This is a genomic window from Neobacillus drentensis (assembly GCF_036966985.1).
GTDB classification, from domain to species: domain Bacteria; phylum Bacillota; class Bacilli; order Bacillales; family Cytobacillaceae; genus Neobacillus; species Neobacillus drentensis_E.
On sequence record NZ_JBALSN010000224.1, the window covers coordinates 1 to 14,259 of the forward strand.

Below are 14,259 nucleotides of genomic sequence, written 5' to 3' on the forward strand. Positions count from 1 at the left end.
ACTCTGCTCTCTTCACAATGCCCGTTTGTTAGTTAAAAACAATTAAAAAACAGATGCTAGTCGCATCTGCTCTTATAATATCTGCTGCTTTATTTTTTCAAGTAAAAATGGAACAGAGTGAAAGGCGTAGAGTGTTTCTTTCACCTCTCCAGCCTCGACCAATAACAGGCAAGGAACACTTTCAATTTCATATTCCCTAGCAAGGTCTGGATAGAAGTTTAGGTTCATTTTACCCATATCTACCTCTACAAGTTCTTCGATGACCTGGAGCATTTTTGAAGCAACCTGACAGGTCCCGCACATTGGTGTATAGAAATACACTAATCCATTTGTCTTCCCTTCAATAAAGGCAGATAATTCGTTTCGATTCCATTCGATCATATATCTTTTAACCCATTTCTAAAAATTCAGTATGCACATCAATATTGGCACCTAATAGAACGGTGGCTAAGTGGTGAACTGGTGCGGTCGCTACCTCCCGATACATCCTGTCGATATATAAATGTTCAGCTTGCGGCAATTCGCGCTTTAATTGCTTGCGAAGTTTCTCACCGGAGAAGTCAGCATCGACAAGAATATAGACATCCTTATCTTCAAGGAAATCAATCAATTCATCCAATTTTGTAATACTGATGGTCCCGTTGGTACAAATGATTTCAACGGGTTCCTTCACGATTTTTTTTACTTTATTTTTGTCCGACTTACCTTCGACAATAAGAACTTTGTCAACATACGAATCATTCATCATCCATCACCTGTATTAGAAGTTGTTTTATGTTAACATATTCTAAAATATTGATTACGTGTGCCTTCTTCTGACTATGTTAACCTTATCATTATTGTCTTTTGAAAAAATAGGCCTGTGACTATAGACTCAAGCTATATAGTTAGCACCAGCCGCCATCATCACAATCAGTATATTTAGCATCTGAGCCTTCAGTTGTCGTTACATGTTGATAGATCTTCTGCTGTTCCACTTCAAAATGATGTTCTAATTCCACATGCATGTGATCAGTCAGTTTCATTTTTCCAATTGGCGTATTATCTAGAAACAGTTCCATTTCGCCATTTTTCATTTTTCCAATGACTCGATCTGTTACGTCTATTCTTTGCTGCTTTAATGTCATGCTCCCACCCTCTTCAATATATTTATTATAAGTTTCCCAAAAATAGTAGAAGAAAAAGTGGGAATTTAAGAGAAAAAGCACCTTGACAAGGTGCCTTTCCCTAGTAATTAGTCTTCTTTTATCATTTCTTCATATTGTTCAGCTGTCATAAGCTTATCAAGTTCGCTGCTGTCTGATAGTTCAATTACGATCATCCATGCTTTTTCATATGGTGATTCGTTTACAAATTCAGGGCTGTCGCTTAAATCTTCATTCACTTCCACGACTTTACCGCTGACAGGTGCATAAAGCTCAGAAACCGTTTTTACAGATTCAACACTTCCAAATGGTTCATCAGCAGTTACTTCATCGCCCACTTCTGGAAGCTCAACAAAAACGATATCTCCTAGTTCATGCTGTGCAAAAGCAGTAATCCCAACGCGGACCTTTTCTCCTTCAACCTTTACCCATTCATGCTCTTCTGAATAACGTAATTCTTTTGGTGTACTCATCGCTAAATCCCTCCATTGTTTTTTCTAAAAAATCTATCATCGAAATAAATCGATTTCCATAGTGATGAAGAGCCGGCTTATCGCCACATTTTTTCAAACTCTTCTTCCTTAAAGCCTACGGTGACACGCTCGCCATCCGTTAAAATTGGACGTTTAATTAACATGCCATCGGAAGCAAGTAATTTGAGCAGTTCTTCCTCAGTTGCAGACTTCATTTTATCCTTTATACCTAATTCACGGTATTTCATACCACTTGTATTAAAGAATTTCTTTAATTCTAGTCCGCTTTTTTGATAAAGATCCTGCAACACCTCACGACTTGGAGGATGTTCCACAATATGTACTTCTTCATAGGAAAGTTGATGGGCATCCAGCCATTTCTTCGCGTTTCGACATGTGCCGCATTTTGGATACCAATAAAAAGTCAGTGACATTCATTTCACCACCCTTTCCCGCAAAAATCTTTGACTTGTCTAAACGTCACTTGAATATTATCATAACGTTTTTCAAAATCCTAATGCAAAAAATAAGTTCCACTTAAAAAAATTCGACTAATTTTTCAAAATTCCTTCCTATTCTACAATAAAAATTTAGGCTCCCTTTCTAATCGAAAGGGAGCCTAGTTCATTAAACTATATAGCGTTCTGCTTCGATGATCACATCGGCTGCTTCACGTTTTTTCGCTATCACATTAATCGGAGTATGACGTGTAAATTTGCGAAGGGACGATAACATCATCCGGAGGGTATCGCCTTGTTCGACTGCTACTAATGTTTCTTTTGCAATCGCTTCAAGTTGATTGAAAGCTTCTTGGCAATAGATTTGTGTATACAGAAGCTTTTGCTTGTTCTTCTCTAATCCAGTTTTCGCGATTGCTTTTTCTGTACGGAGTACAACGGATTCCATAGCATACACGTTAGAAATAAGGTCAGCGATATTGGCTAACACTTCTTGCTCTTTTTCAAGCGCTTTTCCATATTTTTGGGCTGCTAGACCAGCTGCTAATAGAGCAATTTTCTTCGCATTTCTGACAAGGTATTTTTCTTGTGCAAGCGGTTCGTCTCCAGGCTCTTCTGGCATTAACATCATTAACTCTTCTTGCAGGGCCATCGCTTTTTGGAATAATGGCAGTTCACCCTTGAAGGCTTTTTTCAATAAGGTGCCTGGCACCAACAGACGGTTAATTTCATTGGTTCCTTCAAAAATACGTTGAATTCGTGCGTCACGATAGGCTCTTTCAATTGGATATTCCTGCATAAAGCCATATCCACCATGTATTTGAACACCTTCATCTGTTACATGTGCTAATACTTCACTGGCGAAGAATTTATTAAGTGAACATTCAATCGCATATTCGGCAATCGAATTCGCGACTAATTTAATGTCCTTTTCTTGCTCAATTGTCAGTTTGCCTTGGTTGTCTTCGTAGAGACCAATCGTACGGTAAACTGAGCTTTCGGCCGCATAAATTTCAGAGGCTAGCGTTCCGAATTTTTCTTTTGTTAAATTGAATTGCGAAATCGGTGTTTTGAATTGCTGACGGCCATTTGCATATTTAACGGTTAATTCGAATGCTTTTTTAGAGCCGCCGACACTTCCAACCGCTAACTTATAACGACCAATATTTAGGATGTTAAAGGCAATTACATGACCTTTACCAATTTCACCTAATAAATTTTCAACAGGTACAGGAACATCTTCTAAAATGAGCGTCCGAGTGGAAGAACTCTTAATGCCCATTTTCTTCTCTTCCGCCCCAGTAGAAACGCCTGGGAGATCTCTATCAACGATAAAAGCAGTAAATTGCTCGCCATTGATCTTGGCATAAACGACGAATACATCGGCAAAACCAGCATTGGTAATCCATTGTTTTTCCCCATTTAGAATATAATGCGTGCCTGCCGCATTTAATTTAGCTGTTGTTCTAGCACCAAGGGCATCCGATCCGGACCCTGGTTCTGTTAAGGCATAAGCAGCAAGCTTTTCGCCTGATGCAAGTGCAGGTAAATATCTGCGCTTTTGGTCCTCGTTTCCGAATAACACGATTGGCAGCGAGCCAATTCCGACGTGCGCTCCGTGTGAGAGGGAGAATCCGCCTCCTCCAGCCATTTTCTCTGTCAAAAGAGAGGAAGTAATCTTATCTAAGGCTAAGCCGTCATATTCCTCAGGCACATCTACCGCTAAAAGGCCAAGTTCGCCTGCTTTTTTAAGGAGCTTTACCGTACGATCAAACTCATGATTTTCTAAATGTTCCAGCTGGGGGACCACTTCTTTTTCCACAAAGTCTTCTGCCGTTTTTGCAATCATTAAATGCTCTTCAGTAAAATCCTCTGGTGTAAATAGCCGCTCATATGAAATATCTTCTATTAGAAAGCTTCCGCCTTTAATGACTTTTTCTGTTTGGTTTGTCATTGTTAATTCCTCCTAATATTTTATTAGAATGGGACAGCATAACAGACCCTTTCTAAAATTTATATGCTTGGGACAGTTACAGTAATTCAAATACTCCAGCAGCACCCATTCCGCCGCCGATACACATCGTTACGACACCAAATTGTTGATTGCGGCGTTTTAATTCGTGAATAAGTGTAAGTGTTAATTTCGCACCCGTACATCCAAGCGGATGTCCTAGGGCAATCGCGCCGCCATTGACATTGACAATCTCTTCGTTTAGACCAAGTTCACGAATGACTTGAAGTGATTGTGACGCAAACGCTTCATTCAGTTCGAACAAATTAATATCCGATAATTCGAGACCAGCTAATTTGACAGCTTTAGGAATCGCGACGACCGGACCGACACCCATAATTTCAGGGGGGACACCTCCAACCGCAAACGACCGGAATTTCGCCAATGGCTTAAGACCAAGTGATTCAGCCTTTTCGCGGTCCATCACCATTAGAGCTGCCGCCCCGTCACTTGTTTGTGAAGCATTACCAGCTGTTACGGTGCCTGACACCGAGAAGGCTGGGCGGAGTTTACCTAATGTTTCTAAGTTGGTATCCGGACGAACACCTTCATCCATTGAGAATTGAATCGTTTTTTCAATGAGATTATTGTCATTGCCGACGGTTCGAATCGTCACGTCAACTGGGACAATTTCATCGACGAATTTTCCTTCAGCAATTGCTTTAGCGGCTTTTTGATGGCTTCTTACGGCAAAAGCGTCTTGATCCTCACGGGAAATGCCATATTTCATTGCTACTTGCTCTGCCGTGTGACCCATTCCCATATAATATTGCGGAGCCGTTTCTGCTAGTTTAATATTGGGACGGACAACATGACCCATCATTGGGATCATACTCATCGATTCAGCCCCGCCAGCGATGGCTGTATCGGTGTGGCCAAGCATGATTCCTTGTGCGGCATAAGCGATTGCCTGTAATCCTGAAGAACAAAAACGATTGACTGTGATGGCAGGAACAGTATAGGGAAGTCCTGCTAATGCCCCGATATTGCGGGCCATATTGTTGCCTTGCTCAGCCTCAGGCATGGCACAGCCAATGATTAAGTCATCAATATTTCCTTCATAGTTTCCAGCACGCTTTAATGTCTCTTTTACCACCAATGCCCCCAAATCATCGGGGCGAACATGGGCAAGCGACCCTTTCTTTGCTTTTCCAACCGGGGTTCTCGCTCCGGCAACGATTACCGCTTCTCTCATGTAAGTTCCCTCACTTTCTTTCAAAATAGAAAAATATTATCTTAGGGTCTGACCCCTTATCTTAGTTTCTTAATGGTTTGCCTTTCACAAGCATATGCTGCATGCGCTGTTGTGATTTTGGCTCTGCAATGAGGCTTAAGAATGCCTGCCGTTCGAGATCCAATAAATATTGCTCATCTACTTCTGTACCAAACGGCACCCTGCCCCCAGCAATAACATAGGCAATTTTCTTAGCAATTTTTAAATCATGCTCTGAAATATAACCAGATAAACGCATCGCTTCAGCACCGAGTAATAGGGTGGCATACCCTGTTTCACCAACGACTGGAACTTTACGGCGCACCTTCGGCTTGTAGCCACTTTCATGTAGCGCTAGAACAGCCTGCTTTGCATCATAGAGCAGATGATCGTTATTAAAGCTGATGCCATCAGACTTACTTAGGAAATTGTTTTCCCTTGCTTCCTCTGCGGAAGTGGAAACTTTTGCGGTAGCAATCGTTTCAAACACTTTATTGGCGATCGTTTGGAGGTCAAACGGAACCCCGTTTGGAAGGTTTTCTAAGTGCTTCATATATAGCTCTTTGTTTCCGCCGCCGCCTGGAAGTAAGCCGACACCAACTTCAACGAGACCCATATACGTTTCGGCTGAAGCTTGAATATGTGCAGCAGGCAAACAAACCTCTGCCCCGCCGCCAAGCGTCATGCCGAATGGAGCAGCGACCATTGGCTTCGAACTGTATTTGACTTTCAGCAAAGCACTATGAAGGTGACGGACAATCATATCAAGTTCATAAATATTATCATCCTGTACTTCCATGAGCATCATCGCCAAATTGGCACCAACACAGAAATTCTTTCCTTGGTTGCCGATGACAAGCCCCTTATAGTTCTTCTCCACCTCTTCAACTGCATAGTTGATCATTTGTACAATATCAAGACCAATCGCATTGTTAGGAGAATGGAATTCTAACAGCGCAACGCCATCACCGATATCAATCAAACTTGCTCCGCTATTCTTTTTAATGACACCCTTTTGTTTCTTGATCTTCTTAAGATCGAGGGCCTTCGGGTTGAATTCTACTAATCGATATTGACCGTTATCATAATAGAACCTTTCACCATTTTCTTCTAAATAGAAAGATGAATGTCCTTTTTCCAACATTTCTGTAACCCAAGCTGGAACTTCTAGACCGGCTTCCTTCATTTTCTGGACAGACTTTTCGACGCCAATCGCATCCCATGTTTCAAATGGACCTGTTTCCCAGCCGAAGCCCCATTTCATTGCACGGTCGATGGAAACGATATCGTCTGCAATTTCGCCTAATAACTGGGCGGAGTATATAAATGACTGCGCCATCGTATTCCATAAGAATTGTCCAGCCCGGTCATTCGCGTATACAAGCGCTTTCAATTTATTGGCTGTGCCCTTTTCCTGCTTTGCTAACTCAACCGCAGGTGTGGACAGCTTTTTACGCGGACCATATTCTAATGTATTTGGATCAAGTTCAAGGATGTCCTTTCCTCTTTTCAAAAAGAATCCTTGACCGGATTTGCTGCCAAGCCAGCCTTTTTCCACCATCGTTTTCAAAAAGGCTGGGATTTCGAATACTTCTTTTTCTTTGCCTTCGACTTTTTCATAAACGTTATTAGCGACATGATAGAAAGTATCTAAGCCAACTACATCAAGTGTGCGGAAGGTAGCACTTTTTGCGCGGCCAATCAGTGGTCCAGTGATTGAATCGACTTCGCCGACACTAAGGCCCGCCTTTAGCATTTCCTGAACAGTTACAAGAAGTCCGTAAGTTCCAATCCGGTTCGCAATAAAGTTTGGTGTATCCTTTGCAACCACCACACCTTTTCCTAAAACATCTTCACCAAAAGTTTTCATGAATGAAAGGACTTCTGGAGACGTATATTGAGTAGGAATCACTTCAAGCAATTTCAAATAGCGTGGCGGGTTAAAAAAGTGGGTACCAAGGAAATGCTTTTGGAAATCTTCGGAACGACCTTCGACCATCGCTTCTACTGAAATTCCTGAGGTATTCGAGCTAATAATACTGCCCGGTTTCCGGTATTGGTCAACTTTTTCAAAAACTTGTTTCTTGACGTTAAGGTTTTCAACGACCACTTCAATGACCCAGTCAACATCCTTCAGTTTGAATAGATCGTCTTCAAGATTGCCTGCTTCAATTAAGGCTAAATTCTTTTTCACTGCCAGTGGGGCAGGCTTTTGCTTCAATAATTTTTGGATGGAAGTTGCACTAATTCGATTACGGACTTGTTTATCTTGTAATGTCAGTCCTTTTGCCTCTTCTTCTTTAGTAAGTTCACGTGGCACGATATCTAATAATAATGTTGGGATGCCGATATTTGCGAGATGGGCAGCAATTCCAGACCCCATCACACCAGATCCTAGGACAGCTGCTTTTTTAATTACTTGGTTCAACATTGTCTCCCCCTTCAATCTTTGAATGAATACTCATTCATTTTTTAGTCAAAAAAAATTCACATTTGAATGAGTCTTGTTACTACTTACTATAGAATATTTTGAAAATTTGTGCAATCATTAAACGCGGATTTTTGGATTTTTTTTGAAAAATAAATTTTTAAATATTTTCACCTAAAAGGGCATCCTATTATCTGAGGTGATAACGATGGCGAAAATGAAAAAAGACCCTTCCAAAGCTGGGGTAAGTGCGGCAAGTGTGAAAGGCAATGGCGGGCCAGGCAATGAAGAGGCTCATCTTGATAAAAAGAACAGCCAGAATAATCAATATAAGCGCTAAGGAAAGCAGGCTGATTGTTTCAGCCTGTTTCTCTTTTTGCATAAAAGTTCCTGTTTGAGAGACCATAAAGTCGTAAAGATTACATGAATTAGGAGGGTTATTATGCAGCAACAAAATATGAATATGCCCAATATGAATATGCAAAATCAACAAGCAACCATGCAACAGCCTCCCGGAGTCGTGTCAACAAAGGATGCTCTTTATTTATCAGATATGATGTCTTGGAACCTGCTTTCTGCAAAGAAAGCGCACTTTTTTGCTGGGCAGTGTCAGGACCCTGAAATCAAAGCGGAAGCTGAAAAAGTGGCCCAAATGCATCAGCGCCATTATCAACAGATTCTAGGTCACTTAGGTCAGCATGCCAGCCAGCAGCAGCCATTAAATAATATGCAATAACGAAAAGCGGAAGCGACCGTTTAGCGGCGTTTGGCCTGGAGCGCTCCAACTGAGATAAAGGAAAATAGAAAAGCGGAAGCGCCTTGCTCAGGGGCTTATGACCCCGAGCCCCTAGGCGCTGGAGCTAGACAACAATAAATAAGGAGGAAAGTTGAAATGAATCAACAACAAAAGATTCAAAACCCTGAAACACAAGTACCGAAGACCCCGCAAATGAATGACCGTGATTTTATCAATGATTTATTGACAACAGAGAAATACATGACAAGTGCTTATAGTATGGCCTTGCATGAAGCAAGCCATGAAGGTTTGTATCAGGATATTATGCAGATTTTTTCGGAGACACAACAATGCCAGCGCAATCTTTATGACCTGATGTTTAAAAAGGGCTGGTATGCCATCGAGGCTGCGGACCAGCAAAAACTGCAGCAATCCTATCAGCAGTTTCAAGGATATACGAACCAATTGCCATCTAGCGGTACACTTCAATAACAGCAAAAACCGGAGGCATCAACTGCTTCCGGTTTTTGTTTGTAATTTATTTTTGAGAAGAGGAACGATGCTGTTCATTCATGACTTTAATTTCATTTATAATCTGCTTCATTTCTTCTTTCGCATCCGGGTAAAGACCATTCCAATGCTTAGCTAAAGCAGGCATTGATTTGGCAATATGGGTGTACAATGCCCACATCTTTACCTTCTCCCTCGTATCACCGGTAGCTTCGCCCACCAATAGTTCGCTATATTTTTCAAGCAAAGCTTCGAACTGCTTCACAAATGTTTTCTCCATCCTGACACCTTCTGTCTTTAGCAATATGGGTACATGGGCAGGTTTTGCAGCGCTTACCTGCTGGCAGTTGGTATGTAAAACAACAGGTCTTTCTTACTCTTACCTCAGTATCCCATTCTTGCAAATACGTTTTTTCATCAAAGTACTTTGGCAGTGGATTTAAGTTGTAGCGGCCAAACAACATACCTTCCGCTCCGGAAATTAAGTAACGGAAATCCTCTGCAGCCTGATCATAATCTATTAGCTCGGTTTCATAGAGCCAAAATAGGTAGACCGCAATATTTTCCCACAGGATTAGCTTCGATATTCCGACGTTTTTTTCCAATTGAGAGATGAGTGGATAAACATTATTCGCAAACAGATCTCTAAAACCTTCTGAACGCCATTCAGCGCGGTCGCTTCCATCCCAGTCCTGTAGGTCCGTATCCTGTAAAGAAATCCCCGGTAGCCAATCTTTCCCCTGTATAGCTGTTTCCATTTTTATATTATCCAATGATACATTGAGCTTTTTATTCAAAGCAGTCATTGCATAAAGTGACATCACGGCCAAAAAGGCATATCGTTTGATAAAAATGGAAGCAGCTATTTTTTCAGAAGGGGCCCCTATCGCATCGGATAAATTTTTCAAAAAATCCTTGAGATACGTTTCATCTAAGAGATCAGCCACATTGAAAGTGTCCTCTAAGTTTGGATTAAATCGGTATTTTTCCAATTGAGTGTCTACGAATAATTTATCCATTGACCGCTACCGCCTTCTCAAGGATACATCTGCCCTTTCCATAAGGAATACAGAGCGGAGTCCCAAATAGTGGATCCACCGTTACCTCACAGTCCATGCCAAACACATTTTTAACAAGGCTGCGGTTGATAACGTATTCTGGTTTCCCTTGGTCATATACCTTCTGATCTTTAATAGCCACGATATTATGGGCATAACGGCAAGCTAGATTAAGATCATGAAGCACCATGACAACCGTCCGTTTTTTCGTTTCATTTAGCTCAAACAGCAAATCGAGGATTTCGATTTGGTGGGTCATATCCAGGTAGGTTGTTGGTTCGTCAAGGAGGATAATATCCGTATCTTGAGCCAGCGTCATCGCAATCCAGGCCCGCTGTCTTTGTCCGCCTGAAAGCGAATCAACGGTCCTTTCTTTTAAGTCCTCTAATCGAGTGGCCTTAAGGGCATCATTAACTTTTTTCTCATCTTCCTCAGACCACTGTTTTAACCACGTTTGGTGTGGATAGCGCCCTTGTTTAACGAGTTGAAGGACCGTTAATCCTTCCGGTGCTGAAGGCGATTGAGGTAAAATCGCCATTTTTTTAGCAATGTCCTTTGTGGATAGCTTGGCAATCGCATTCCCTTCAAGCAAAACAGCACCAGATTTGGGCTTCAAGAGACGAGCGATTGAACGAAGCAACGTTGATTTTCCGCAGCCATTTCCACCAATAAATACGGTGATTTCACCCTTAGGAATCTTCAAATCTAATTCATCAATAATGAGTATATCCCCATAGGAAAGTGATAAATTCTTCGTTTCAATCGCATTCATCATCTGACAGCTCCTTTTATGAATTTCTCGTTTTAAAAAGCAGGTAAATAAAGTACGGTGCACCGATACCAGCAGTGAACACGCCCGCTGGCACTTCTAATGGTGAAAACAGGGTTCTGCCAATTAAATCGGCGACCATGACAAGAATGCCGCCAATTAATGCACTCGCAGGAAGCAATGCTCCAAACGAGGAACCGACTAATCTTCTCGCCATATGCGGGGCCATTAAGCCAACAAAGCCGATCCCGCCGGCAAAGGCAACCGAACCACCAATTAAGGCGGTACTAATCATTAATAAGAGAAACCGTTGTTTTTGCACCTTGCTGCCTAAACCTGTTGCCACCTCATCACCGAGCTCTTGGATATTAATTGTCCGGGCCAAAGCCAATGCAATAATCACGAAGATAACCGTCCATGGAACAAGAATGGCTACATTTTTCCAATTGGAACCGTAAACGGTTCCGGTAATCCAGATATTCGCTTGGCTTGCCTGATAAATCGGACCCATGACCATCGTTAAAGTGGTGATGGCTTGCATTAAAGCAGAGATCCCAATCCCAATCAACACCAGCCTGACTGGTGACACACCATTTTTCCAAGCAAGGAAATAAACTAAAAAACCTATCACTGTTGCACCGATAAAAGCTGCTAAGGGCAGCCAAGCAATACTAACAGTTAAAGAATGATTCTTATCACTAAACATTGCTAAAAAACTAACAACGGCAGCTGCCGCTCCACCGGTAATTCCTAATACATCTGGAGAAGCAAGTGGATTGCGGATCATTCCTTGTAATATGCCGCCTGCAACCGCTAAAGAGATTCCAACCATTAAAGCGACAATAATTCTTGGGAGGCGAAAGGATGTAATAATAAGCTTTTCCATCTCAGGACCGCCGCCGAATAATACACTTACAACAGTAAGCGGGTTAATTTTCATTTCCCCGCTTCCCGTACTAACGACAAAAACAAGGAAAGCAACGATGAGAAGAATTGTGAAAGTTACGGTTGCTTTTCGATCCATTAAAAAAGACAGTTTGCCATTAAAAAGGCGGAAATTTTTATATTTACTCATCGTCCATTGAACCCCTTTCTTGCAATGTAAATAAAGAATGGAGTTCCAATGATGGCTGTCATGACACCAACAGGCACCTCAGACGGCATGAACATGTATCTTGCAGCAATATCAGCCGCGAGTAAGAGAATCGCCCCTAACACACCTGAAAATGGGATGACCCAGCGATGATCGATTCCTACAATTGATCGGGTAATGTGAGGAACAACAATTCCTACAAAACCAATTGGACCAGCGACAGCGACAGATCCGCCTGCTAATAAAATAACAATGATACCAATTACGATTTTGAGAAGTCCGGTGTTTAAACCAAGACCCTTGGCCACATCTTCCCCCATGGACAGGATATTCATTTTTCCAGCAATGAACACGGCTCCAATCCATCCAATTCCAATATAGGGTAACACAGAAACAAGCGTTTCTAATTTCCGGCCCTGGACAGAGCCAGCAAGCCAAAACAACACCTGATCAAGCATGACTTCATCTAACACGAGCAACCCTTGAGTAAAAGAGGCAAACATTGCTGACATTGCCGCCCCAGCTAATGTAAGTTTCATAGGTGTTAATCCTTCACGGCCAGCTGAACCGATTGTGTAAACACTTATGGCTGCAATGGCAGCTCCTATAAAAGCCAGAACACTAAATGCTTGTAAACTATTCACGGAAAACACAGTCATCGCAACGACAACCGCAAATCCGCCGCCTGCATTTATCCCAAATATACCAGGGGACGCGAGTGGATTCTTCGTTAAAGTTTGCATCAGGACACCGGCAATGGCCAGGCTAGCCCCGACAGCGGAAGCGATTAACGCTCTTGGCAGCCTTACGGTTTGAATTATGATATGTTCATTGGATCCGTTATTATTGGTAAATGCATCAACTGCTGTTTGCCAGCTGGTATCGGTGTACCCAAATATGATACTGGCGCACATGGCTAACACCATCACCACAACAGCAATTAGGAATCCAATCCATTTTAATGCAGTACTTTTTAAGAGCATCTGATGGTAACCTTTCTACCTTATTATTTAATTTAAGTCTATCTCCAATTGATAATGATTGTCAATGACTTTGAAAATCATTTTCATTTAAAAAGATTCATGTGTTCACAAAAAAAGTTAGTGATTTTGAAAATCATTTTCAATTAAAGCGTTGACATAGGGGTACCACTCATTTTATGATTAAGTTGTCATTGAAAATGATTATCATTAACAATTAGCTAAGGGGGCTACATAAACAATGAAGGCAATCAAGACAATACTTACTCTTTTCTCTGTCATGACCCTTTTCTTATTAGCGGCGTGCGGCAGCAATGAGGAAAAAACGAGTGATGAAACGAAAACTACTGCAGCAAAATCTTATACAGTAGAGCATGCGATGGGATCGACTACAATTAAAGGTACTCCGAAAAAAGTCGTCATTCTTACAAACGAAGGAACGGAAGCACTGCTTGCTTTAGGTGTGAAACCCGTGGGTGCTGTTCAGTCTTGGCTGGGAGATCCATGGTACGATCATATAAAAAACGATATGGACGGCGTAGCGGTTGTTGGGGTTGAAAGTGAAGTGAACGTAGAGAAGGTTGCTTCATTGAAACCTGATTTAATTATCGGTAACAAGCTTCGTCACGAAAAGATATATGACCAATTAAGCGCCATTGCTCCGACAGTATTTTCCGAAACACTTAGAGGAGATTGGCAAGATAACTTTAAATTATATGCAAAAGCTCTGAACCTTGAAGAAAAGGGCAACCAAGTTTTAAGTGATTTTGATAAACACATTGCAGATTTAAAAGGTAAACTCGGTGACAAAGTTAATCAACAGGTTTCAGTTGTTCGCTTTATGGCTGGTAAATCCCGTATTTACTACACCGATTCTTTTTCAGGTGTGATTTTCGATAAATTAGGATTCAAGCGTGCTGCCCAGCAGGAAGCACTGTTTACTCCAGATAATAAACTTGGTTTACTGGCTGTAGAAGTTGGCAAGGAAGTTATTCCTAAAATGGATGGAGACCTTCTCTTCTACTTCACCTATGCGCCACAAGGTGATCAAGCAGCCTTAGATACGGCAAAAGAATGGACAAACGATCCACTTTGGAAAAATTTAAATGCGGTCAAGAGCGGCCATGTATATGAAGTCAGTGACGCAACATGGAACACTGCCGGCGGCGTACTCGCAGCCAATATCATGCTCGATGACCTTGAGAAAATCTTACTTAAGAAATAAGTTATTTTTATAAAAAACCTCCCAGTTTTTTATAGTTGAAAAGAGCAAGGCTTGCCATGGCCTTGCTCTTTTTGTTTTGTTTTTTAGATTTGGGATGAGAGGGATTCCGCCGATTTTCTGGATTATTCCGCCGAACTAATCTGGAATTCCGCCAACTCGA

The 14,259-nt window shown here is 41.6% G+C and carries 17 protein-coding genes; 4 read left to right on the plus strand and 13 right to left on the minus strand.

What is annotated here, in order from left to right; all coding sequences use genetic code 11:
• Positions 1 to 72 precede the first annotated feature (72 nt).
• The 8 genes from V7659_RS15215 to V7659_RS15250 form a co-directional block, all read right to left on the minus strand.
• Positions 73 to 381, minus strand: coding sequence for a thioredoxin family protein (locus tag V7659_RS15215; protein ID WP_335540718.1), 309 nt, complete (start codon positions 379 to 381; stop codon positions 73 to 75).
• 7 nt (positions 382 to 388) lie between these two features.
• Positions 389 to 745, minus strand: coding sequence for a toprim domain-containing protein (locus V7659_RS15220; RefSeq protein WP_026567857.1), 357 nt, complete (start codon positions 743 to 745; stop codon positions 389 to 391).
• A gap of 142 nt (positions 746 to 887) precedes the next feature.
• Positions 888 to 1,127: a YusG family protein gene (locus V7659_RS15225; protein WP_335540719.1), complete on the minus strand. Its 240-nt coding sequence runs from the start codon at positions 1,125 to 1,127 to the stop codon at positions 888 to 890.
• A gap of 107 nt (positions 1,128 to 1,234) precedes the next feature.
• On the minus strand, positions 1,235 to 1,618 hold the full coding sequence (gene gcvH, locus V7659_RS15230) for a glycine cleavage system protein GcvH (RefSeq protein WP_026567855.1): 384 nt from the start codon (positions 1,616 to 1,618) through the stop codon (positions 1,235 to 1,237).
• Between the two features lie 77 nt (positions 1,619 to 1,695).
• Positions 1,696 to 2,052: an arsenate reductase family protein gene (locus tag V7659_RS15235; protein ID WP_335540720.1), complete on the minus strand. Its 357-nt coding sequence runs from the start codon at positions 2,050 to 2,052 to the stop codon at positions 1,696 to 1,698.
• 193 nt (positions 2,053 to 2,245) lie between these two features.
• A complete protein-coding gene (locus V7659_RS15240) occupies positions 2,246 to 4,030 on the minus strand; it encodes an acyl-CoA dehydrogenase family protein (RefSeq protein WP_335540721.1) in 1,785 nt (594 codons plus the stop codon).
• Positions 4,031 to 4,106: 76 nt separating this feature from the next.
• Entirely contained in the window at positions 4,107 to 5,282 is a 1,176-nt protein-coding gene (locus V7659_RS15245; protein ID WP_335540722.1) for an acetyl-CoA C-acetyltransferase, read from the minus strand.
• A gap of 61 nt (positions 5,283 to 5,343) precedes the next feature.
• Complete coding sequence (locus V7659_RS15250) at positions 5,344 to 7,731, minus strand: 3-hydroxyacyl-CoA dehydrogenase/enoyl-CoA hydratase family protein (protein ID WP_335540723.1); 2,388 nt, start codon at positions 7,729 to 7,731, stop codon at positions 5,344 to 5,346.
• Between the two features lie 205 nt (positions 7,732 to 7,936).
• On the opposite strand from V7659_RS15250, the gene V7659_RS15255 reads away from it, so the two are divergent.
• The 3 genes from V7659_RS15255 to V7659_RS15265 all read left to right on the plus strand — a co-directional run bounded on the left by V7659_RS15255 (position 7,937) and on the right by V7659_RS15265 (position 8,956).
• Positions 7,937 to 8,068, plus strand: a complete 132-nt coding sequence (locus V7659_RS15255) for a YuzL family protein (protein WP_098572409.1) — start codon at positions 7,937 to 7,939, stop codon at positions 8,066 to 8,068.
• Positions 8,069 to 8,170: 102 nt separating this feature from the next.
• Entirely contained in the window at positions 8,171 to 8,464 is a 294-nt protein-coding gene (locus V7659_RS15260) for a hypothetical protein (RefSeq protein ID WP_335540724.1), read from the plus strand.
• 156 nt (positions 8,465 to 8,620) lie between these two features.
• The gene (locus tag V7659_RS15265; RefSeq protein WP_335540725.1) at positions 8,621 to 8,956 is read left to right on the plus strand and encodes a spore coat protein; all 336 of its coding nucleotides are present in this window, start codon (positions 8,621 to 8,623) and stop codon (positions 8,954 to 8,956) included.
• A 46-nt stretch (positions 8,957 to 9,002) separates the two neighbouring features.
• Here the strand turns inward: V7659_RS15265 and V7659_RS15270 are convergent, their stop codons facing one another.
• Genes V7659_RS15270 through V7659_RS15290 form a run of 5 tightly spaced genes read right to left on the minus strand, consistent with a single transcriptional unit; the run spans position 9,003 to position 12,877 of the window.
• Positions 9,003 to 9,254 (minus strand): DUF2573 family protein, encoded by a 252-nt coding sequence (locus V7659_RS15270; RefSeq protein ID WP_335540726.1) that lies wholly within the window; start codon positions 9,252 to 9,254, stop codon positions 9,003 to 9,005.
• The gene (locus V7659_RS15275) at positions 9,214 to 9,993 is read right to left on the minus strand and encodes an IucA/IucC family C-terminal-domain containing protein (RefSeq protein ID WP_335540727.1); all 780 of its coding nucleotides are present in this window, start codon (positions 9,991 to 9,993) and stop codon (positions 9,214 to 9,216) included. Before V7659_RS15275 ends, V7659_RS15270 begins: the two co-directional genes overlap by 41 nt.
• Complete coding sequence (locus V7659_RS15280; protein WP_335540731.1) at positions 9,986 to 10,804, minus strand: ABC transporter ATP-binding protein; 819 nt, start codon at positions 10,802 to 10,804, stop codon at positions 9,986 to 9,988. Before V7659_RS15280 ends, V7659_RS15275 begins: the two co-directional genes overlap by 8 nt.
• A gap of 16 nt (positions 10,805 to 10,820) precedes the next feature.
• Positions 10,821 to 11,876: a FecCD family ABC transporter permease gene (locus V7659_RS15285; RefSeq protein ID WP_335540728.1), complete on the minus strand. Its 1,056-nt coding sequence runs from the start codon at positions 11,874 to 11,876 to the stop codon at positions 10,821 to 10,823.
• On the minus strand, positions 11,873 to 12,877 hold the full coding sequence (locus V7659_RS15290) for a FecCD family ABC transporter permease (protein WP_335540729.1): 1,005 nt from the start codon (positions 12,875 to 12,877) through the stop codon (positions 11,873 to 11,875). The genes V7659_RS15285 and V7659_RS15290 overlap by 4 nt, the downstream gene beginning before the upstream one ends.
• Before the next feature lie 238 nt (positions 12,878 to 13,115).
• Between V7659_RS15290 and V7659_RS15295 the strand changes: the two genes are divergently transcribed.
• Positions 13,116 to 14,099, plus strand: coding sequence for an ABC transporter substrate-binding protein (locus tag V7659_RS15295; RefSeq protein WP_335540730.1), 984 nt, complete (start codon positions 13,116 to 13,118; stop codon positions 14,097 to 14,099).
• The last annotated feature ends 160 nt before the right edge of the window (positions 14,100 to 14,259 follow it).